This window comes from Cellulosimicrobium sp. BMG9.22 (assembly GCF_059159975.1).
This window is the reverse complement of sequence record NZ_JBZGBY010000023.1, coordinates 1-20978: the sequence shown is the minus strand read 5'-3', so window position 1 is coordinate 20978 and position 20978 is coordinate 1. Positions and strand designations below refer to the sequence as shown.

Annotated in this window: 20 protein-coding genes and 1 pseudogene; 14 read left to right on the top strand and 7 right to left on the bottom strand. The window is 72.9% G+C overall.

Annotation, left to right across the window (positions count from 1 at the left end):
• The first annotated feature begins 68 nt into the window (after positions 1 to 68).
• Positions 69 to 407 (top strand): hypothetical protein, encoded by a 339-nt coding sequence (locus AC4H2H_RS14815; protein WP_494371578.1) that lies wholly within the window; start codon positions 69 to 71, stop codon positions 405 to 407.
• 117 nt (positions 408 to 524) lie between these two features.
• Here the strand turns inward: AC4H2H_RS14815 and AC4H2H_RS14810 are convergent, their stop codons facing one another.
• Positions 525 to 1115 carry a helix-turn-helix domain-containing protein gene (locus AC4H2H_RS14810; protein WP_494371577.1) on the bottom strand — a complete coding sequence of 197 codons (591 nt, stop codon included), beginning with the start codon at positions 1113 to 1115 and terminating at the stop codon, positions 525 to 527.
• A gap of 131 nt (positions 1116 to 1246) precedes the next feature.
• Here AC4H2H_RS14810 and AC4H2H_RS14805 point away from each other — a divergent pair, with 131 nt between their 5' ends.
• Genes AC4H2H_RS14805 through AC4H2H_RS14795 form a run of 3 tightly spaced genes read left to right on the top strand, consistent with a single transcriptional unit; the run spans position 1247 to position 3393 of the window.
• Positions 1247 to 1432, top strand: coding sequence for a hypothetical protein (locus AC4H2H_RS14805; RefSeq protein ID WP_494371576.1), 186 nt, complete (start codon positions 1247 to 1249; stop codon positions 1430 to 1432).
• On the top strand, positions 1429 to 2709 hold the full coding sequence (locus AC4H2H_RS14800; RefSeq protein ID WP_494371575.1) for an MFS transporter: 1281 nt from the start codon (positions 1429 to 1431) through the stop codon (positions 2707 to 2709). Before AC4H2H_RS14805 ends, AC4H2H_RS14800 begins: the two co-directional genes overlap by 4 nt.
• A gap of 24 nt (positions 2710 to 2733) precedes the next feature.
• Positions 2734 to 3393: a class I SAM-dependent methyltransferase gene (locus AC4H2H_RS14795; protein WP_494371574.1), complete on the top strand. Its 660-nt coding sequence runs from the start codon at positions 2734 to 2736 to the stop codon at positions 3391 to 3393.
• 127 nt (positions 3394 to 3520) lie between these two features.
• Here AC4H2H_RS14795 and AC4H2H_RS14790 read toward each other — a convergent pair whose 3' ends face one another.
• Positions 3521 to 5269, bottom strand: coding sequence for a CocE/NonD family hydrolase (locus AC4H2H_RS14790; RefSeq protein WP_494371573.1), 1749 nt, complete (start codon positions 5267 to 5269; stop codon positions 3521 to 3523).
• Between the two features lie 119 nt (positions 5270 to 5388).
• Here AC4H2H_RS14790 and AC4H2H_RS14785 point away from each other — a divergent pair, with 119 nt between their 5' ends.
• From AC4H2H_RS14785 to AC4H2H_RS14775, 3 genes are all read left to right on the top strand, one after another.
• Positions 5389 to 6027 carry a TetR/AcrR family transcriptional regulator gene (locus AC4H2H_RS14785; RefSeq protein WP_494371572.1) on the top strand — a complete coding sequence of 213 codons (639 nt, stop codon included), beginning with the start codon at positions 5389 to 5391 and terminating at the stop codon, positions 6025 to 6027.
• Positions 6024 to 7091: a magnesium and cobalt transport protein CorA gene (locus AC4H2H_RS14780; protein WP_494371571.1), complete on the top strand. Its 1068-nt coding sequence runs from the start codon at positions 6024 to 6026 to the stop codon at positions 7089 to 7091. The genes AC4H2H_RS14785 and AC4H2H_RS14780 overlap by 4 nt, the downstream gene beginning before the upstream one ends.
• Before the next feature lie 142 nt (positions 7092 to 7233).
• Complete coding sequence (locus AC4H2H_RS14775; RefSeq protein WP_494371570.1) at positions 7234 to 8037, top strand: NAD-dependent epimerase/dehydratase family protein; 804 nt, start codon at positions 7234 to 7236, stop codon at positions 8035 to 8037.
• A gap of 108 nt (positions 8038 to 8145) precedes the next feature.
• Here the strand turns inward: AC4H2H_RS14775 and AC4H2H_RS14770 are convergent, their stop codons facing one another.
• A complete protein-coding gene (locus AC4H2H_RS14770; protein ID WP_494371569.1) occupies positions 8146 to 8841 on the bottom strand; it encodes a fasciclin domain-containing protein in 696 nt (231 codons plus the stop codon).
• Positions 8842 to 8982: 141 nt separating this feature from the next.
• Between AC4H2H_RS14770 and AC4H2H_RS14765 the strand changes: the two genes are divergently transcribed.
• Positions 8983 to 10929 (top strand): cytochrome c biogenesis protein DipZ, encoded by a 1947-nt coding sequence (locus AC4H2H_RS14765; protein WP_494371568.1) that lies wholly within the window; start codon positions 8983 to 8985, stop codon positions 10927 to 10929.
• Positions 10930 to 10999: 70 nt separating this feature from the next.
• On the opposite strand, the gene AC4H2H_RS14760 is transcribed toward AC4H2H_RS14765, so the two are convergent.
• Positions 11000 to 12481 (bottom strand): DUF4232 domain-containing protein, encoded by a 1482-nt coding sequence (locus AC4H2H_RS14760; RefSeq protein WP_494371567.1) that lies wholly within the window; start codon positions 12479 to 12481, stop codon positions 11000 to 11002.
• A 213-nt stretch (positions 12482 to 12694) separates the two neighbouring features.
• Between AC4H2H_RS14760 and AC4H2H_RS14755 the strand changes: the two genes are divergently transcribed.
• On the top strand, positions 12695 to 13435 hold the full coding sequence (locus tag AC4H2H_RS14755; RefSeq protein WP_494371566.1) for a DUF2625 family protein: 741 nt from the start codon (positions 12695 to 12697) through the stop codon (positions 13433 to 13435).
• 81 nt (positions 13436 to 13516) lie between these two features.
• Here the strand turns inward: AC4H2H_RS14755 and AC4H2H_RS14750 are convergent, their stop codons facing one another.
• The 3 genes from AC4H2H_RS14750 to AC4H2H_RS14740 form a co-directional block, all read right to left on the bottom strand.
• Entirely contained in the window at positions 13517 to 14089 is a 573-nt protein-coding gene (locus AC4H2H_RS14750; protein WP_494371565.1) for a hypothetical protein, read from the bottom strand.
• Positions 14090 to 14199: 110 nt separating this feature from the next.
• Positions 14200 to 14514, bottom strand: coding sequence for a DUF2316 family protein (locus AC4H2H_RS14745; RefSeq protein WP_494371564.1), 315 nt, complete (start codon positions 14512 to 14514; stop codon positions 14200 to 14202).
• A 68-nt stretch (positions 14515 to 14582) separates the two neighbouring features.
• The gene (locus AC4H2H_RS14740; protein WP_494371563.1) at positions 14583 to 15518 is read right to left on the bottom strand and encodes an aldo/keto reductase; all 936 of its coding nucleotides are present in this window, start codon (positions 15516 to 15518) and stop codon (positions 14583 to 14585) included.
• Between the two features lie 87 nt (positions 15519 to 15605).
• On the opposite strand from AC4H2H_RS14740, the gene AC4H2H_RS14735 reads away from it, so the two are divergent.
• From AC4H2H_RS14735 to AC4H2H_RS14715, 5 genes and pseudogenes are all read left to right on the top strand, one after another.
• On the top strand, positions 15606 to 16202 hold the full coding sequence (locus AC4H2H_RS14735; RefSeq protein ID WP_494371562.1) for a TetR/AcrR family transcriptional regulator: 597 nt from the start codon (positions 15606 to 15608) through the stop codon (positions 16200 to 16202).
• A gap of 81 nt (positions 16203 to 16283) precedes the next feature.
• Positions 16284 to 16991 (top strand): GntR family transcriptional regulator, encoded by a 708-nt coding sequence (locus tag AC4H2H_RS14730; RefSeq protein WP_494371617.1) that lies wholly within the window; start codon positions 16284 to 16286, stop codon positions 16989 to 16991.
• A gap of 57 nt (positions 16992 to 17048) precedes the next feature.
• A pseudogene (locus tag AC4H2H_RS14725) lies at positions 17049 to 18563 on the top strand (MmgE/PrpD family protein); the annotation flags it as partial.
• 152 nt (positions 18564 to 18715) lie between these two features.
• Complete coding sequence (gene prpB, locus AC4H2H_RS14720) at positions 18716 to 19633, top strand: methylisocitrate lyase (RefSeq protein WP_494371561.1); 918 nt, start codon at positions 18716 to 18718, stop codon at positions 19631 to 19633.
• Between the two features lie 142 nt (positions 19634 to 19775).
• Positions 19776 to 20912 carry a bifunctional 2-methylcitrate synthase/citrate synthase gene (locus AC4H2H_RS14715; protein ID WP_494371560.1) on the top strand — a complete coding sequence of 379 codons (1137 nt, stop codon included), beginning with the start codon at positions 19776 to 19778 and terminating at the stop codon, positions 20910 to 20912.
• The last annotated feature ends 66 nt before the right edge of the window (positions 20913 to 20978 follow it).

The following is a 20978-nucleotide window of genomic DNA, read 5'->3' as shown; positions in this document are numbered from 1 at the left end:
GGCGGTCCCGCGGACCGGCGGGTGCGCTGGAGGTCAGGGCCGCGGTCGGCGCCGCTACGCTGTGCCGCATGCCTCTCGCGTTCTGGGTCTGCGCCGTCGTGACCGCGATCAGCGCCGCCGTCAGTCTCGGCTACTCGATCGCCGGGCTCCGTGCGGCCGGGGACGTCGACCGCACCGCGTCGATGTACGCGTGCGCCCGGAGCGTGGCGCTGGCCGTCGTGGCGTTCGCCGCGCTCGTGGTCGGCTCGACGCCGTTCCTCGTCGCGGTCGCCCTCGCGATGGTGATCGTCCAGGCCGCGGACGCCGTCGTCGGCGGCGTCGCCCGGGACCGGCTCAAGACGATCGGTCCCGCCGCGACGGCGGCCGCCAACCTGGGCGCCCTGCTCTGGCTCTGGGCCGCCGCCTGACGGACAGCCGCATCGTCCGCGACCTGGACCGGAGGGTCGACCGGTCCCTCGGGGCACAGGGGGCGAGGACCCGGCTGCGGGACCACCTCGGGATCGGCGGCTCGCGCGGCTGACTCGCTACGACGTCGTCGGGCGTCGGGTGGTGCGGGCTCGGAGGTGGGCACGTTCGCCCTGTCGACCGAACAGGACGAGGAGCTCGACGGTGCGCTCGTCGTCGGGGCCGAGCCAGTGCGGGACGTGGGTGTCGAACTCCGCGGCTTCGCCGGGCTTGAGGACGAGGTCGTCGTCAGCGAGGACCAGGCGCAGCCTGCCGGCGAGGACGTAGACCCACTCGAAGCCGGCGTGGGTCTTGAGCTCCGGCTCGCCGCCGGGCCGTGGCGGGATGAGCAGCTTGTGGGCCTGGACCCCGCCGGGGGTGCTGAGCGGCACGTAGGTCAGCCCGTCCCGGGTGACCGGCCGCAGGTGGATCCGGGGATCACCGGTGCGCGGCGCGCCGACGAGGACGTCGAGCGGCACCGCGTACACCTCGGCGAGCGGCAGGAGCATCTCGAGGGTCGGCTTGCGGGTGCCGCCCTCGAGGCGCGAGAGCGTGCTCTCGTTGATCCCGGTCCGCTCGGCGAGTGCGGCCAGCGTGAGGCCGCGACGCCGCCGCAGCTCGCGCAGCCGTGGACCTACGGCCTCCAGCCGGTCCTGGTGTGAGGTCGCCATGTCGACCAGTATGCCAAGACGGCAACTTTGCTTGCGCTCTCGGCACGGCGCCGCGCATGCTGCCAAGGTCGTGCCTCTATCGGAGGCCGCCCGGCCGCCCGCTTCTGCTGATCCATCGAGGACTGCTTGTCATGACGACCCAGACCACCCGCTCCGAGGTCGACTCGGCTGCCCTGGACCCACGCCGCTGGCTGGCCCTGGTGGTGATCTCCGTCGCCACGCTGATGGTGGTGCTGGACGCCTCCGTCATCAACATCGCGCTTCCCCACGCCCAGGCAGACCTGCACATCAGTGATGTGCAGCGGCATGGGCGGTGACGTCGTACGCGCTCGCCTTCGGCGGGCTGCTGCTCCTGGGCGGGCGCGTGGTCGACCTCGTCGGCCGCAAGCGCGTCTTCCTGATCGGCCTGATCGGGTTCGCCGCGGCCTCCATGGTCGCCGGCATCGCGCCGAACGCGGCGACCCTGTTCGCCGGACGCGCCCTGCAGGGAGTGTTCGCTGCGCTGCTGGCGCCCGCTGCGCTCTCGCTGATCGCGGTCACCTTCACCGATCCGCGCGAGCGGGCCAAGGCGTTCGGCGTCTACGGCGCGCTGCAGGGCGCCGGCGGGGCGATCGGGCTCATCGCGGGTGGGGTGCTGACCGAGTACGTGGGCTGGCGCTGGTGCCTGTTCGTCAACGTCCCGCTGGCCCTGGGGGCCGCACTGGCGGCGCTGCCGACGATCCAGGAGAGCCGCGCCGAGGGGGTCCGGCGCTACGACGTCGCCGGCGCGATCACCGTGACGGCGAGCCTGGTAGCCCTGGTGTGGGGCTTCACCCAGGCGGCCGAGTCGGGATGGGGGGCGCCGGCGACCTGGATCCTCCTGGTCGTCGGCCTGGTCCTGCTCGGCGTCTTCGTCCTCGTCGAGCACCGGTCGGCTTCCCCGTTGCTGCCGCTCCGGGTGGTGCTCGACCGCGAGCGAGGCGGCGCGCTGCTCGCCTCGCTGCTGGTCGGGGCGGGAATGTTCGGTCTGATGCTGTTCCTGACCTACGAGCTCCAGGTCATCCTCGGCTACCAGCCGCTGCAGGCAGGGCTCGCGTTCCTGCCGTTCAGCGCCGGCATCGTCGTCGCGGCGCCCCTCGGGGTGCGGCTCGTGCCCCGGAGCGGGCCGCGATCGCTCATGGTGGCGGGTGTGGCCGTGGCACTGGTCGGCACGCTCTGGCTGACCCGGATCGAGCCCGCCGGCGGGTACGCCGAGGTGGTCCTGCCCGCGATGATCCTGACCGGGCTGGGCCTGGGGCTCTTCTTCGTCGCGCTGCCCAACGCCGCACTGTCGCGGGTCGCGCCGTCCGACGTCGGGGTGGCGAGCGCCATGATCAGCACCACCCAGCAGGTCGGGGGCGCGCTCGGCCCGGCACTGCTCAACACCCTCTACGTCGCCGCGCTCGCCGGCTACCTCCGGACGAGCGAGGGCGCGACCGCGGACGTGGTCGGGCAGGATGCGATGGTGCACGGCTACCGCGTCGCGTTCCTCGCGAGCGCGGTCCTGTTCGCCCTCGCCCTCGTCGCCGTGCGCGTCCTCCGACCGCGGTACACCCCGGCCGACTCCGCCTCCTGACCATCCGCCGAAAGGACGACGACCATGACCACGCCCTCCGGATCTCCCTCCGACTCCGAGAGCTTCTGGGAAGACCACTACGTGCGCCTCGACGCCGGGTGGGGTACGACGCCGAACGATCTCCTGGTCGACCTCGTGACCGCGCACACGGACTCGTCCGGCACAGCGCTGGACCTGGGCTGCGGGCACGGCGGCGACGCGCTCTGGCTGGCGTCGCGAGGCTGGCACGTCACGGCGGTGGACGTCTCGGCCACCGCCCTGGCGCGGGTCGACGCAGCCGCCGCATCCTCCGGGCTGGCCGACCGTGTCAGCACGAGCCGGCACGACCTCACCCAGACGTTTCCCGACGGGACCTTCGACCTGGTCAGCGCCTGCTACTTCCACACCCCGCTCGAGATCTCGCGCGAGCAGACTCTGCGCAGGGCCGCACGGGCCGTCGCTCCGGGGGGCCTGCTGATCGTCGTCGAGCACGCCTCGGTCGCACCCTGGTCCTGGCAGGCCGGCCAGGACGTGCAGTTCCCCGCACCCGATCAGACACTGGCATCCCTCGAGCTGGACGACCACTGGGACACCCTGCAGTGCGACGCACCCCGACGCACCGCCACCGGCCCCGACGGGCAGCGAGCACCCGTCACGGACAACGCGGTCGTCGTCCGACGACGCGCGACGCCCACCCGTTCCTGACGATCACCGTCCGTGGACAGCCGCGAGGTCGTGGCTCTGACCGGCGACGACGCCGGAGAGGACGTGTGTGCGAGGCCCGGGTTCCGGCCCGCCTCGCGCGGGACGCTGAGGCGGGGCCGGCGGGCTGTCACGCCGCCTGGACGGGCAGCTGGAGGTAGGACGCGTGGTCGCCGCCGGTGTGCACGACGTGCTGGCCCGCGTTCACGGGGGAGGTGTACTCGCGGATGCCGGGCATCATCGTGCCGAGCAGGGAACGTCCGCTGATGACGAGGCGGAGCTGCTCGCCGGGGTGGAACGCGAGGCCGACGGGGAGCAGGTCGATCTCGACGGCGACGACCTCGCCGGGTGAGAGCGTGGCGACCCGGTCGAAGGTGTGGGCGGGGACGTCGTCGGTGGACAGGGTCTCGTCGAGGTGGCGCATCGAGACCCGCAGGCGGCCGTCGGAGCCCTTGTAGCGCAGGATCGAGCCGCCGTTCTCGGTGGCGTCGTGCACGCGTGCGTCGTGGTTGGGCGCGGTGAACTGCTGCAGGGGTGTGCCGAACCGGTCGAGCTTCTGCACGAGGAGGAACAGGTCCATGTCGTCGGAGCCCTGGGCCTCGACGAACAGGCGCGCCTTGGGGTAGCCGACCAGGGTGGTCTCGTCCTCGAAGCGCGTCACGAAGGACACCAGGTCGGGGCTGCCGTCGACGGCGTAGCCCGCGCTCGCCGCCGCGGCCGGCGCGGTCGTGGACAGGGTGCGGGAGCGGGCGTCGAGGTAGTACCTGGTCGAGGTGGCGTCAGTGGGCGGGAACTGGTCGGCGGGGATGTTCACCTGGTCGCCGCCTTCCAGGTCGAGCACGGAGTAGCGCACGCGCGGCGTGGTCTCCCAGCCGTTGTCCACGCCCTGGAGGACGTGGTCGAAGAACCGGCGCAGGTCCTCGACGTGCGCCTCGTCGCAGTAGTCGGGCCACTCCTGGGTGTTGTGGATGCGCAGCCACTTGTCCTGCGAGGCCATGCGGCGCCAGGCCCGGAAGGTGCCGGCGGTGTGCAGGGTGTTGGAGTAGCTGGCGACGACGTAGGCCGGGACGGTGATCTTGTCGAAGTCCGGGATCTTCTGCTGCCACAGCTCGTCCATCAGGGGGTGCTGGTCGACCTCCGCGAGGATGTCCTCCTTGCGGGCGTTGCCCCAGTAGCTGTAGTCGCGCAGCTGACGGGCGAACCCGTGATCAGGCATGCCGCCGCGCAGGACGAGGTCGCGGTAGACGTCGCTGACGCCCTCCCACGGGTTGATCGCGGCGAGGTGCGGGGGCTGCTCGGCGGCGGTGAACCACTGCGAGACGGCGAGGTAGGAGGTCCCGCTCATCGCGACCTTGCCGGTGCACCAGTCCTGGACGGCGAGCCACTCGACCAGGTCGTAGGCGTCGCGCCCCTCCTGGCGGTCCCACAGGACGCTGTCGCCGTCGGAGTCGATGACACCGCGGATGTCGGGGTTGCAGATGGCATATCCGTGGGCGCACCAGTACGCGGGGTCGGGGCCCTCGAACTTCTCCAGCCCGGACACGACCGAGTTGTCGAGCCCGACCAGGCCGAACACGCCCATCACGCTGGCGGATGTGCCCTGGCCCTTGCCGTACGGGCTCCACGCCATGATCACCGGCACCTGCTCGGACCCTGCCGGGCGGAAGACGTCGACGTGGATCGTCACGCCGTCGCGCAGGGTGACCGGGACGTCCTTGTCGAGCACGACGTCCACGGGCAACGGCTTGAACTGCGGAGCGATCTGGAACCCCGCCTCCAGCGTGCGGGTCCCCGGGTCGAACCCGGTCAGGACGCCGTAGCGGTCGATCTCGGGCGTCATCGGGCGGGACGGCAGGTATGTCTTCTGGGCTGCGCTCATCGTGCGCTCCTCGTCGTGGGCCTCCGGCACGGGCTGTGCCGGCTTCTCGACCGTACGACCGCGTCCCGTAAAAATCAACATGCGTTGAGAAATGCGGAACGAAGAGGTAGTTTCGAGCCATGCCCGCGCACACGAACGCCACCCCCGCCTCTCGGCGCGGACGCCGACCGGGGACCAGCACGACCCGGCAGGCGATCCTCGACGCCGCCCGCGCCCGGTTCGCGACCGACGGGTTCACCGCGACGACGATCCGTCGGGTTGCCACCGACGCCGGGGTCGACGCGTCGCTGGTGATGCAGTTCTTCCGGTCGAAGGACGAGCTGTTCGCCGCCGTCATGTCCGTCCCCGCCGACGCGCTGAGCCGCTTCAGCGACGCGTTCGACGGCCCCGACCGCGGCCTCGGCGAGCGCGTGGTCCGCGCCTTCCTCGCCATCTGGGAGGAGGACGCCCGCAGCTCGGCGCCGCTCATGGCGATGCTCCGAGGTGCGATCGTCAACGATCAAGCGAAAGATCTGCTGCGTGAGTTCCTCGAGCAGCGCCTCCTCGTCGACGCCGTGGCGACGCGCGACGTCGACGACGCGACGCTCCGCGCCGGGATCGTGTCGTCGATGCTGGTCGGGCTGATGGTCGGCCGAGGCGTCGTCGGCGTCCCGACGCTGGCCGGGGCGGACCACGAGACGCTCGTCGCGCTCGCGGGCACGGCCGTGCAGAGCGTCCTCGTCGACGCGGACGTCGGGGACGGGAGGGCGGACCGATGACGGCGATCGACGGCCACCTCTACGTCGACGGGCGCCGCACGCCGTGCCCGCCCGACCTGCAGGACGCCGCCGACGAGCTCGAGCAGTCCCACGGCGTCGCCTGGATCGGGTTGCTGGACCCCGGTCCGCAGGGCCTCGAGACCGCAGAGGTCAGGTTCGGGCTGCACCCGCTCGCCGTGGAGGACGCGCGCAAGGGCCACCAGCGCGCCAAGCTCGAGCGCTACGGCGACACGGTGTTCGTCGTGCTCCGACCGGCGCGCTACGACGACCGGGCCGAGCGCGTCGACATCGGCGAGGTCCACCTGTTCGTCGGACCACAGTTCGTCATCACCGTCCGGCACGGGACCACCCCGGACCTCACCTCCGCGCGCGAGGCGCTGGAGGCGGAGCCGTCGTTCCTCGGCACCGGTCCCGAGGCGATGCTCACCGCGTTCCTCGACGTGGTCGTCGACGACTACGCGCCCGTCGTCTCCGGGCTGCTGCACGACATCGACCAGGTCGAGGACAGCCTGTTCGGCCAGGGCAACTCCGACCCTGCGCTGTCGAAGCGGATCTACAAGCTGTTGTCCCAGGTCATCGCGCTGCAGCGCGCGGTCGACCCGCTGCCGGACATGGTCCGCGGGCTGCTCCGCGGCGCCGACCGGTACGGCACCGGCGACGAGGTGCAGCACCGGCTCCGCAACGTGCTCGACCACACGATCCGCGTGTCCGAACGGGTCGACGGCATCCGGTCCGTCCTGGAGAACGCGCTCACCGTGCACTCGACGCTCGTCACGCTCGAGCAGAACGACGCCATGCGCCGCATGTCGAGCGCCAGCCTCGCCCAGGGCGAGGAGAGCCGCCGCCTCGCCGAGGAGACCATCGACCAGGGCGAGCAGGTCAAGAAGATCTCCTCCTGGGCGGCCATCCTGTTCACCCCGACCCTGGTCGCGGGCATCTACGGCATGAACTTCGACCACATGCCCGAGCTGCACTGGACCTGGGGCTACCCGTTCGCGCTCGCCCTCATGGCCGGGTTCGGCTTCGGGCTGTGGGGCATCTTCAAGTGGCGCCGCTGGCTCTGAGGGACGACGACGTGCAGGGCCGGCCGCGAAACCCGGCCGCCCTGGTCTGGCTCCGGGCCTCCGTCTGACCTGGTCCTCGACGCCTGACGCCGCTACAGTCGTCGCGGCCCGGTGCGCGGCCACCCCGACCGGCAGGAGCAACGTGGCCCGCATCGTCGTCACGGGTTCGTCAGGACTCGTCGGCTCGGCTCTGCGCCCTGGGCTCGTCTCGGCCGGGCACCGGCTCGTGCTGGTCGACCGCGTGGAACCCAGCGACGTGGCGCCGGGGGAGCGCGTCGTGACGGCGGACGTGACGGACCTCGAGGCGATGACCCAGGCGTGCGCCGGGGCCGACCTCGTCGTCCACCTCGCGGGGCACCCGCAGGAGAGGGAGTGGGCCGAGATCCTCGCGGTGAACGTCGACGGGACGCGTGTCGTGTGCGAGGCGGCCCGCCGAGCCGGGGTCGGACGCCTGCTCCTCGCGAGCTCGGCGCACGCCACCGGCTTCCTCCCGACGGACGTGCCGATCGTCGGGACGCCCGCGCCCCGGCCGGACACCTACTACGGGGTCGGGAAGGCCGCGCTCGAGGCGCTCGGGAGCCTGTACGCCGACCGGTTCGGGATGACGGTGATCTCGGCGCGCATCATGCACCTGGCCGGGCGACCGGGTGCCCGGTTCGACCTGGCCGCGTGGCTCTCGCCCGGCGACGCGACCCGGCTCGTCGAGGCGGCGCTCACGACGTCGGCGACCGGCCACCATGTCGTGTGGGGCGTCTCGCGCAACACCCGACGCGTCGTGGACCTGGCGCCGGGCGAGGCGATCGGGTACCACCCCGTGGACGACGCCGAGGACTGGGCGGACGCGCTGCTCGACCTGCCGGCGCCGTCGTCGCCGCACGTGCTCGGCGGGGATTTCACCGAGGCGGGCCACCCGGTCGGTGTGGACTGGCGGGCACTCGGCCTCTGAGCGCGGGGCCGTCGCGGCCGGGCGCCCGACGGCGCGGCGCCCGGCCCCGGCCGGTGAGGCCAGGACCGGGCGCCGGTCGCTCGGTGGTGCGCTGACGCACCGGGAGGGTCACATCGTCGGCATGAGCACCGCGTCGACGAGGTAGACGGTCGCGTTCTGCGTCATGACGCCGCCGCAGACGATGTTCGCGCCGTTCACCATGAGCTCGTCGCCCTCGCCGGTGACCTCGAGCATGCCGCCCTGGACGGTCGTCTGCTCGCCGACGACCTGGTCCGGCGTGAGCTGGCCGGGCACCACGTGGTACGTGAGGATCGAGGTCAGCGTGTCGCCATCGGTCTTGAGCGACTCGATCGTCGCCGGGTCGATCGCCGCGAACGCGTCGTCCACCGGCGCGAACACCGTGAACTCGTCGCCGTTGAGCGTGTCGACGAGGTTCACGTCCGGGTTGAGGCCACCGCTCACGGCCGCGGTGAGCTGGGTGAGCATCGGGTTGTTCGACGCCGCGACCGCGACCGGGTCGGTCGACATGCCGGTGATCGAGCCGGCGCCGTCAGGCACCTGCTCCGCGTAGGCGGCACACCCCGGGCCGACGAGGTTCGCGGCGGGGTCCATCTCCGCGCCCTCGGTCTCGTCGGCCATGGAGTCCTCGGTCTCCTCGGGCATCGCGTCCTCGGTCGACTCCTGCGAGTCGGCCGTGGTCGAGTCGGCGCCCGTGTCCGAGTCGGAGCTGCAGGCGGTCAGGCCGAGGACTGCCAGGGTGGCGATGCCGGCCACGGCGTACGACGTGCGGGTTCGAGCGTTCATCGGTCTCTCCTCGGAGGTCGTCGCCTCACCGTCTGCGAGGCGTCTCGACGGTGGTTCGGAGCGGTCGACCGGACGGATGGGTGCGACATCCGGTCGTCTGCCCCGACCCATCCGCGGCGCGCTGCGCGCCGAACCCGGGCCATGGAGACTCTCATCCTCATCGGCCTGCTCGGCGGCCTCATCACGGGCATCTCGCCGTGCATCCTGCCGATGCTGCCCGTCATCTTCTTCGCGGGCGGCGTGCAGGGCGCGCGCACGCCAGGTCAGCCCGACACCCCGTCGGATACCGAGTCGACCGCCGTGTCGCCCGCCCTGTTCACGGGTCTGCCGCAGGCGGTCGCGGCCGGCGGCCGGGGCAGGACCGTGGACGCGCGCCCGACGCGCGGCGGCGCGCTCGCGATCGACCTCACGGGACCGGAAGCCGCAGGCGACACGGTCGACCGGGCCGGGCGTGCGTCGTCGGGCAGGCCGGACGGCGCACGGCGCTCGTGGCGGCCCTACCTCGTCATCGCAGGGCTGGTGCTGAGCTTCAGCGTGTTCACGCTGCTCGGCTCGCTGCTCCTCACCGCTCTGGGACTTCCGCAGGACCTCTTGCGGTGGGCGGGCATCGTCCTGCTCGCGACGATCGGCGTCGGCATGATCGTGCCGCGGTTCGAGGAGGTCCTCGAGCGACCGTTCCAGCGCATCGCGGCGCTGGGTGCGCGTCGGGGCGCCGCCCGGCAGGACCGTGGGGCGTTCGTCCTCGGGCTGGGGCTCGGCGTGCTCTACGTGCCGTGCGCCGGGCCGGTGCTCGCGGCGATCACGGTCGCGGGCGCGACCGGCAACATCGGGCCGGGGACCGTCGCGCTCACGGTGTCGTTCGCCGTCGGCGCCGCGATCCCGCTCCTGGTCTTCGCCCTCGCGGGCCGCCGTGTGGCCGAGCGGGTCAAGGGATTCCAGCGCCACACGCGCGCCATCCGCGTCACCGGCGGCGTCGTCATGATCGCGCTCGCCGGGGCGCTCGCCCTCAACCTCCCCGCGGCGCTGCAGCGCGCGCTGCCCGACTACACGGGCGCCCTCCAGCAGCGGGTGGACGAGAACGACACGGTCCGCGAGGCGCTCGACCTCGGCGGTCTCGTCACGGACGAGAACCGCGAGCTGTCGAACTGCTCCAACGGCGCGCCCGTGCTCGAGGACTGCGGGCCCGCCCCGGAGATCCGCGGGATCGACGCCTGGCTCAACACCCCGGACGGCGCTGCGCTGTCGCTCGACGGGCTGCGCGGGAAGGTCGTCCTCGTCGACTTCTGGACGTACTCGTGCATCAACTGCCAGCGCGCGATCCCGCACGTCAACGCCTGGTACGAGCGTTACGGCGACGTGGGGGAGGGGTTCGAGGTCATCGGCGTGCACACGCCCGAGTTCGCGTTCGAGCGCGAGACGCGCAACGTCGTCGCGGGGGCGCGGGACCTCGGCGTGACCTACCCCGTGGCGCAGGACAACTCCTACGCGACGTGGACCGCCTACCGGAACCGGTACTGGCCCGCCCAGTACCTCGTCGACGCCGAGGGCACCGTGCGGCACATCCGCTTCGGTGAGGGCGGGTACGAGAACACCGAGCGGCTCGTGCGCGAGCTGCTCGCGGACGCGAACCCGGGCGTCGCCCTGCCCGAGCCCACGTCTCTCGGCGACACCACGCCGCAGGACGAGACCACGCCCGAGACGTACTTCTCCATCAAGCGCGTGGTGAACTACGCGGGCGAGCCGCGCTACGCGGCCGGCGAGCAGGAGTTCGCGCTCACGCAGGACCAGCCGCGGGACACGTTCTCCCTCGGCGGCACGTGGGAGGTCGACTTCCAGGGCGCCACGGCCGTGTCCGACGACGCGCGCGTGCGCCTCGCGTACCGGTCCACCGACGTCTTCGCCGTCCTGGGCGGCGAGGGCACCGTCACCGCACGCGTCACGACGGACGGCCGGACGACGGAGCGCGAGATCGACGTCTCCGGCAACCCGACGCTCTACCCCGTGCTCGAGGGCGACGGCCCGACCGAGGGCCTCGTCGAGCTCGACGTCCCGCCCGGCGTCCAGGTCTTCACCGCGACCTTCGGCTGACCTCCTGCTGCGTGCTGGGCATTCGTCGTCCGTCCGACGTCTCCGCGACAGATGTCCAGCACTCAGTCGCTCATCCCGCGGCGACCCACGGGCCGATCGTCGCGGTGCCGCCGTCGAGCAGGTCGAGGCCGTGGCTCACGCCGGGGATCCCGGCGAGGGCGACGACCCCCTCCGGGTCGCCGGGGTGCGGGGCGACGAGCAGCGTCGTGACCAGCGCGGGGTCGTCGGCGGTCGAGCCGCCGCGCCACGAGAGCTGCGCCCACGCCGAGCCGCCCGGTTCCAGGGTGAGCGGCGCGGGCGCCGGAGCCGTCTCGTCGGGCTCGAGCAGGACGTCCGACTCGGTGCCGTCGTCCGCGACGAACCGCACGCCCGGGGCGCCCGCGAGCACGCACGCGCCGGCGCCGTCGTTGCGGGCCGTGAGGGTGAGGAACCGGCGTCCCAGGGCGGCGTCGAACCCGGTCGCGCGGAGGGTGAGGTCGGCGGGGGCGCACGCTCCGGTGGGCCGTCCGGCGGCAGTGGGCGCGGCGCCTGCGACGAACCCGGACCGGGTCGCCGCCGCGCCGTCGTCGGTCGAACCGTGCACCTGGTAGGCGAGCGCCGGCCCGCCGTACGCGACGCCGTCGAGCCAGCGGGCGACGGTCGCCGCGTCCGCGGACGTGATGACGGTCAGCAGCGGATCGTTCGGGACGGTGTCGCGCACGGCCTCGTAGGCGACCTGCGTGACGGACGGCTGCACGGCGGCGTCGGCGACGAGGGTGAGCAGGGCGTCGTCTGGGACGGTGAGGCCGTCGCCGTCGTAGGTGCCGACCCCGTACCCCTCGAGGCCGAGGCTCGTCAGCCCACGACCTTCCGCGCGCACGAGCCCCGCGGCCGCCACCAGGTCCGTCGCCACGCGGACGCCGACCGAGGCAGAGTCCGGCGCGAGGTGCACGGTGCGCACAGGCTCGTGGCCGACGAGGCGTACGGCGTCCGCGACCGCGTCCGTGCCCAGGAGATCCGGTCGCGGCTGGCCGGTCGACGGGTCGACGCCACGGTTCGCGCGCTCATGGAACCCGTCGTCGACCGCGAGCGTCGCTCCGGCCGTGGTGGCGCCCTCGACCCGCAGCGACCACGTCGCCCCGTCGGGAGCGCCCTGGACGATTGCGCGCGCCTCGTCGGCGGTGCGCTGGGCCTCTTCGGGCGAGGGGAGCGGCGTGATGAGCGTGACGCGCCCGGCCTCGCCGGACGTGCCCAGCGCCTCGGCGTCGGCGACGCCGGGCAGCGCGCGCAACCGTGCCGCGATCTCCTCGCCGCCGACGGACGGCGAGCTCGGGTCGGGGCGTGAGGGGGCTGGGTCGTCGGCGTCGGCTTCCGAGCCCGCGGTCGGGGACGAGGAGCGAGAGACGTCAGCCGCCCCCGCGTCGCGGAGCATCGCGGGCGCGACGAGCGCCGCGGTGGTCGCCAGAGCGACGCCGACGACCGCGGCGAGCACCGGGACCAGCACTGCGGCGCGTGTCGTGGTCGCCCTGGGTGTCGGGGTGGGTGCGGGTGCCGCTTCGCGCTCATCGTCCACGGCGGTGACGCTATCGCGGGGCCGGGTGGTCCGGTGCGGCCGGCGAGGGGTCTGCGCACCGTGCGCGCCGACTCTTCACGACCTCGCCGTGGCGTGTGTTGGGAGCGCTGCCAAAGCGGTCTTTCCGGCCATCGGGGGAACTCCCGGGCATCCTGCCGCTCCACGCCGATACCAGGATTCCGTGTGCCCCGCAACATCTGGCATGATCCGGCCATGACAGTGAGGACGGCCGCGGAGCTCGCCGCGGTCGAGGATCCCGCGTGGCCGACGCTGGCCCGCATGCTCGGGCGCGCCGGCGTGGAGGTCGTGCCGGCCCCGGCATGGTCCCTCGAGGTCCTCTTCCGGCTGCAGGTCACGGTGCGGTCCACGCTCGGAGCCCTCGCGCTGCACACGGGCGGCGTGCTCGTCGACGGCGGCTGGTTGCGCCTGATCGGCGGCGGCGGCGCGGGGCTGCCCGACCTCGCGACGGTCAACGGGCTCGGCGAGCCGGGCGACGACAGCGCCGCGCCGTCGTTGCTCGTCGTCGCGTACGACGTCCTCGGCGGGACGTTCGCGATCAACGGTGGAGGGCTCGCCGGACCGCTGGGCAACGTGCACTACTTCGCGCCCGACTCGCTCGCGTGGATCGACCTCGGCTTCGGCCAGGCGGCCTTCCTCGAGTGGGCCGTGAGCGGCGGGACCACCGAGTTCTACGCTCCCGTGCGGTGGCCCGGCTGGTACGACGAGACCCTCTCGGTGCCCCTCGATGCGGGCCTGAGCATCTACCCGCCGCTGTGGTCCGAGGAGGGGCGCGCCGTCGCCCGGTCGTCGCGCACGACCGTCCCGCTGGGCGAGCTCGTGGACTGGCACTTCGAGATGGCCGAGCGCATGACTCCCGTCGACGACTACGTCCGCGACAGCGACGAGCACCTCGACGGCTACGGCGACTGGCCCGCCGATCGCACCCTCCCGTAGCCGGTCGGTCGTTGCGCCGTTGCGTGACGGCGACGTCCGCCCCGACGCGCGAGGGGGACGCCGTCGTCGCGCCGCTCCGCGTCAGCGCTCGACGCGGACGGGCTCTCCCGCCGCTGCGCCGGCGACCTCGGGGTCGGCGGGCGCGCCGTCGACGACAGAGGCGCCTGGCCGGTTGACCACCGCGAGAAGGACGAACCAGACGACGATGAGCAGTGACGCGGGGTAAAGGACGTAGTGCGGGACGTTCGGGGCGATGAACGAGTAGCTGCCGAGCCAGACCCCGGTGAGGACGCCGACGACCTGGACGGAACGCTGGCGGGCGTAGAGCGAGGCCATGACGAGCCAGACGCCGGCGAGGACGTGCCCGCCGAGGCGCACGGGCCACGTGATCTCGTAGGCGACGCCGTTGATCGACAGGATGCCGGTCAGGACGTCAAGGATGATCCACCCGTAGCCGGCGGCCTTGGCCCACGACGGCGCGTCGAGCCGGGCGATGAGCAGGAGGATGGCGAGGTGGAAGAACACCCCGGTGTACTCCGGCCACACCACGCCGGGCTCGGAGACGGCGAAGGACACGAGCGAGGGGATGAACAGGACGATCGGGATGACCGCAAGCACCCATGTGGGGATGCGGACGTCGCGCGGGTCGCGCATGGGACTGCCTTTCGGTCGATCCTGCGACAACCCGCAGGATCATCGAGGTCGGGTCGGGTCGGGTCGGGTCGGGTCGGGTCGAGTCGGGTTGGGTCGGGTCGAGTCGGACGTCAGACGGTGGCGAAGTCGTGGCGCGGTGCCTTGCGCAGGCGGAACCACATGCGCGCCATGAGGCGGTTCCGCGGCGTGAGGATGCTGAACGGCACCGGCGCACGCCCGGCGTCCCGAACGGCGCGCTTGAGGTAGTCGCGCAGCTGCCAGACGTCCACGTGGTCGGAGGCGCCGCCCGAGCCGAGCGCGGTGTCGAGGCGTTCGGCGGTCCAGTCGAGATCGGAGGCGACCTGGTCGGTCGTGAGTCCGGTGAGGGCGAGGTTGGCTCGCAGCTCGGCGTAGGTCCGGGCGAGCTCGGCGGTATTCAGTGACATGGCGTCCTTCGGTGGTCTCGAGGTGCAGGGCAACGGCTCAGGGCCGGGTGGATGGATGGCCGGCAGAGTCAGCCGATCGTCGCGGTGCGCGGCGGGACGGCGTCGAGCGCGGCGAGCGTCGCGTCGTCGAGCACGAGATCGCCGACGGCGAGGTTCTCCTCGAGGTGGGCGATGCTGGCCGTGCCGGGGATGAGCAGCGTGGTCGGCGAATGGTGCAGCAGCCAGGCGAGACCGACCTGCGCGGGAGTGGCACCGAGGGCCGCGGCGGCGGTCTGGACAGCTGGCTCGTCGGTGACCTTCGGCATGCCGGGGAACGCGCTGCCGAGCGGGAAGAACGGGACCCAGGCGATGCCCTCGGCGGCGCAGAGCTCGACCAGGGGCTCGTCGTCGCGGGCGAGCAGGTTGTAGTCGTTCTGCACGCAGGCGATCCCGGCGGGGACCGCACGCTGCAGGGTCTCGAGGGTGACGCTGCTCAGGCCGATCGCCCCGATCAGCCCTTCGTCGCGCATCGCCGTCATGATCGCGAGCTGGTCGTCGAGGTCGACCTGCTGCTCGGGGGCGACGGGGATGCGCTGGCGGCCGTCCATGCGGCGCAGGTTGACGAGCGGGATGTGCTCGAGACCGAGGCTGCGCAGGTTGACCTCGACGCTCGCGCGCAGCTCCTCGGGGCGCTGGGCGACACGCATGGGGAACGGGCCGCCCGGGTCCGGGTCGGCCCCGATCTTGCTGGCGACGACGACGCCGTCCTCGGGCCGCAGCGCCTCGGCGAGCAGGCCGTTGACGACGCCGTCGCCGTAGAACTGCGCGGTGTCGACGTGGTCGACCCCGCGCTCGACCGCGCGCCGGATCAGGGCGACGGCGGCGGGCCGGTCGCCGGCCAGACGCTCGAGCTGCATGGCGCCGTACCCGATGCGCGAGACGGTGCGGTCGCCGAGCGTGGCGACGCCGCCCGGTCGGCGTGCCGTGTGCTCGGTGGGGGAGGTGAGAGAGGCGGGCAGGTGCATCGTCGAGACCTCGTTCCGTGTGAGACGATGGGCAAGCGGAGGATGCTCCGTTTCATCGACGTTAGCACAAACGGAGGATCCTCCGCTATGAGTACGGCCACACCTGCCCCGGAGGACCGGCCCCTGCGCTCTGACGCGCGCCGTAATCGCGACAAGCTGGTCGCCGCGGCACGGGCCGCCCTGACGTCCGAGGGCAGCGCAGCATCGCTCGAGGGCATCGCGCGTGAGGCCGGTGTCGGGATCGGCACGCTCTACCGCCACTTCCCGACGCGAGACGCCCTGGTCGAGGCCGTCTACGGCGCCGAGCTCGACGACCTCGCGGGCAGCGCGCAGGCCCTGCTCGCCGAGCTCGCCCCGGAGGTCGCGCTACGCGAGTGGGTCGCGCGCTACGCCGAGTTCACCGCGGCGAAGCGCGGGATGCTGGACACGCTCCGGGCGGGCCTGGCGGAGGGGAAGCTGCCGACGTCCTCCACGCGCGAGCGCATCACCGCGGCGGTCGGGCCGATCCTTGCCGCCGGGGCGGAGCAGGGCACGCTGCGGTCCGACGTCGAGCCCGACGACGTCACCCTGCTCCTGCTCGGGGCCTTCCTGGCGACGGCGGCGAACCCGTCCACCGCCGGGACCCGCAGGCTGCTCGACCTGGTGGTCGACGCGTTGCGCCCGGTGACTGCGCCGGGCAGCTGACGGGCGGAGTGCCCGCCGCCGGGCGAAGGCTGCGCTGTATACAAGTGCGCAGTCATGTGCCACGATGGCGAGGTGACGACGATGCCGGACCTGCACGCCGCCGTCGGGCGGGCCACGACGGTCCCCGGCGACGCGGGCCTCGCGCGGCGCCAGTCCGGCGCCCGGGCGGTCTACGACCTGCTGCGCGGCCGCATCATCGACGGCACACTTGCGCCCGACGTACGCCTCACCGAGCCGGTCCTGTCCGCCGAGCTCGGCGTCTCCCGGACCCCGGTGCGTGAGGCGCTGCGCCTGCTCCAGGCCGAGGCGCTCGTCGTCGAGCTCCCGACCGGGGGAGTGCGCGTCGCGCCGCTCGACGTCGCGGACGCGCGCCGCGTCTACGACGTGCGCGCCCGCCTCGAGGGCCTGCTCGCCCGGGACGCGTGCGAGCGCGCCACGCCCGACGACGTCGCCCGGCTCGAGCGGCTCGTCTCGCTCATGGACGCCGTGCGCGACCACGAGGACGAGGTGCTGCGGGTGGGCGCGCAGTTCCACGGCGAGGTCGAGGCGCTCGCCGACAACCGCTGGGCGTCGGCGCTGCTGCGCCAGATCCGCGGCCACGTCGACCGCTACCGTGCGCTCGCCGCTCGTCGCCGGGTCGGGACCACCGACCACGTCGACGAGCACCGCGCGGTCGCCGACGCCGTCGCGCGTCGCGACCCCGACGCCGCTGAGGCCGCGATGCGCGCCCACATCGAGCGCAGCGCCGCTCTCGCGGAGCAGTCGCTGCGCGCCGACGGACCGACCTGACCGACCGACCCACCCCGACAGCCCGGACACCCCGGACGACAGAGCGGAGCAGTCCCGATGCCGTACACCCACCACCTGCGCGTCTACCCGAGCGCCGAGCCGCTCGACCGCACCGACCAGCTCGCGTGGAAGCTCGCCGAGCTCGCGACGGACCCCGTCGAGGTGACGCCCGAGGTCACGGAGATGGTGATCAACCGCGTCATCGATAACGCGGCCGTCGCCGCCGCGAGCCTCACGCGCGGCCCGGCGGTCGCGGCGCGCGGGCAGGCGCTCGCGCACCCGTACTCACCGGGGTCGACGGTGTTCGGCTGCGACCCCGCGACGCGCACGAGCCCCGAGTGGGCGGCGTGGGCGAACGGCGTCGCGGTCCGCGAGCTCGACTTCCACGACACGTTCCTCGCCGCCGAGTACTCCCACCCGGGCGACAACATCCCGCCGATCCTCGCGGTCGCTCAGCACGCCGGGTCCGACGGCGCCGCGGTCGTCCGCGCGATCGCGACCGGCTACGAGGTCCAGGTCGACCTCGTGCGCGCGATCAGCCTGCACAAGCACAAGATCGACCACGTCGCGCACCTCGGGCCGTCGGCCGCCGCGGGCATCGGGACGCTGCTCGGACTCGACACCGAGACCGTGTTCCAGGCGATCGGCCAGGCCCTGCACACGACGACGGCCACGCGCCAGTCCCGCAAGGGCCAGATCTCCACGTGGAAGGCGCACGCGCCGGCGTTCGCGGGCAAGGTCGCGGTCGAGGCCGTCGACCGAGCGATGCGCGGCCAGACCTCGCCCGAGCCGATCTACGAGGGCGAGGACGGCGTCGTCGCGTGGCTGCTCGACGGCCCGGACGCGGCGTACGACGTCGTGCTGCCGGCGCCCGGCGAGCCCAAGACCGCGATCCTCGACACGTACACCAAGGAGCACTCCGCGGAGTACCAGTCGCAGGCGCTCATCGACCTCGCCCGGGCGCTGCACGACGAGCACCCGTGGCTCGCGGACCCCGACAACGTGGCGAGCGTCGTCATCCACACGAGCCACCACACGCACCACGTCATCGGCTCCGGCGCGAACGACCCGCAGAAGTACGACCCGACCGCGTCGCGCGAGACGCTCGACCACTCGATCCCGTACATCTTCGCGGTCGCGCTGCAGGACGGCGGCTGGCACCATGTCGACTCGTACGCACCCGAGCGTGCCGGGCGACCGGACACCGTCGCGCTCTGGGCCAAGGTCACCACCGCCGAGGACCCGGAGTGGACGCGCCGCTACCACTCGACCGACCCGGCCGAGAAGGCGTTCGGCGGGCGCGTGGAGGTCGAGCTGGCCGACGGCGGTCGGCTCGTCCGGGAGATCGCCGTCGCCGACGCGCACCCGCTCGGGGCGCGGCCCTTCGGCCGCGAGCAGTACGTGAAGAAGTTCCGCACCCTCGCCGCCGGCGTGCTTGAGGACGCGGAGATCGAGCGGTTCCTCGCGCTGGCGGAGCGGCTCCCGTCGCTCACGGCGGACGAGGTCCGCGAGCTGACGATCGTCGGTCGCCCGGGGCTTCTCGACTCCGTCCCGACGCCGACCGGGCTGTTCGAGCTCGGCCGCGACGAGGCCGCCGGTGCGGCACAGACCGAGTTCGAGGGCGAGGGCTTCACCATGCACGAGGCGCCCGACGCCGCGGGCGAGACGGCCGGGCCGGGCGACGCGACGTCGTCGGGCACCACGGCGGACGCGGGGGGCGAGTGATGCTGTACAGCCAGGTGACGCCGTCGGACAAGCGGCGCGCGTTCCGCGCGGCGCTCGACGCCGCGGAGACGACGGGGGAGCCGCTGCGGCTCCCGGGCGCGTTCAACCCGCTGTCCGCGCGCCTGATCCAGGACAAGGGCTTCGAAGGCGTGTACGTGTCCGGGGCCGTGCTCTCCGCGGACCTCGGGCTCCCGGACATCGGCCTCACGACGCTCACCGAGGTCGCGGGTCGCTCGCAGCAGATCGCGCGGGTCACCGACCTGCCCGCGCTCGTCGACGCGGACACGGGGTTCGGCGAGCCGATGAACGTCGCGCGCACGATCCAGACGCTCGAGGACGCGGGCGTGGCGGGCGCGCACGTCGAGGACCAGGTGAACCCGAAGCGGTGCGGCCACCTCGACGGCAAGGAGGTCGTCGGGCTCGATGAGGCGACCAAGCGGATCCGGGCGGCCTCCGACGCGCGCCGCGACCCGGGCTTCCTCGTCATGGCGCGCACCGACGTGCGCGGCACGATCCCGGGGGACGCCGGGCTGCGCGCCGCGATCGACCGTGCCAAGGCGCTCGTCGACGCCGGTGCCGACGCGATCTTCCCGGAGGCCATGAAGGACCTGTCGGAGTTCGAGGCCGTCGCGTCGGCCGTGGACGTGCCCGTGCTGGCCAACATGACCGAGTTCGGCAAGTCTGAGCTCTTCACGCGCCGCCAGCTCGGGGACGCCGGCGTGCGGTTGATCATCTACCCCGTCACGCTCCTGCGGGTCGCGATGGGCGCGGCCGAACGCGCGCTCGACGAGATCGCCTCGACCGGCACCCAGGCCGGCCAGGTCGAGGGCATGCAGACGCGCGCCCGGCTCTACGAGCTCCTCGACTACGCCGCCTACAACGCCTTCGACGAGGGGATCTTCACGTACCGACCCTGACCCGTGTCAGCACCACGAGCCGCCCAGGTGACTCGTGGTGCTGACAACCCCGGCGCCTCGACAACTTGTCAGACGTGGACGGCACCCCGGGGGAACCCAGTGCTGACGACCCGCGTCCCGTGCTTCACGAAGGAGTGACCGCATGACCACCTCCACCGCAGCGACCACCGACGGGCCCGAGATCCGCAAGGGGCTCGCGGGCGTCGTCGTCGACGTCACGTCGATCTCCAAGGTCAACCCCGACACGAACTCGCTCCTCTACCGCGGCTACCCGGTGCAGGACCTCGCCGCCCACCGGACCTTCGAGGAGGTCGCCCACCTCCTGTGGCACGGCGAGCTCCCGACGCCCGAGCAGCTCGCCGAGCAGACCGCCGTCGAGCGCGCGCACCGCGCCCTGCCCGGGAACGTGCGCAACGCGATCCTCGAGCTCCCGACGACGTGCCACCCCATGGACGTGTGCCGCACCGCGATCTCACAGCTGGGCGCGCACGACCCCGACGCCGAGGACTCCTCGCCCGAGGCCGAGCAGGCCAAGGCGCTGCGCCTGTGGGCCGTGCTGCCCGCCGTCGTCGCGCTCGACCAGCGCCGCCGTCGCGGCCTCCAGCTCGTCGAGCCGCGCGACGACCTCACCTACGCCGAGAACGTCCTCTGGATGACGTTCGGCGAGGAGCCCGAGCCCGCCGTCGTGCGGGCGTTCGAAGTGTCGATGGTGCTGTACGCCGAGCACTCGTTCAACGCGTCGACGTTCGCCGCCCGGGTCATCACCTCGACGCTCTCCGACCTGCACTCCGCCGTGACCGGCGCCGTCGGCGCGCTCAAGGGCCCGCTGCACGGCGGCGCGAACGAGGCCGTCATGGCGACGTTCGCCGAGATCGGCACGGCCGACCGCGCCGAGGCCTGGCTCGACGACGCGCTCGCGAGCAAGCGCAAGATCATGGGCTTCGGGCACCGCGTCTACAAGCACGGCGACTCCCGTGTCCCGACCATGCGCGCGACGCTCGACGGCCTCGTCGAGCACTACGGCCGCCAGGACCTGCTCGACCTGTACACCGCGCTCGAGTCCGCGATGACAGAGCGCAAGAACATCCTGCCCAACCTCGACTACCCGGCCGGTCCGGCCTACCACCTCATGGGCTTCGACACCCCGATGTTCACGCCGCTGTTCGTCGCGTCGCGCGTCGTCGGGTGGACGGCGCACGTCATGGAGCAGCGCGCCGCCAACGCCCTCATCCGCCCGCTGAGCGAGTACGTCGGCCCGGACCAGCGCGACCTGCCCTGACGTCGAGGGAGAACTCTGGTCTGTCGAAGTAGAACCGTGGTTCTTCGTGTCGGACGGCGCGTGGTG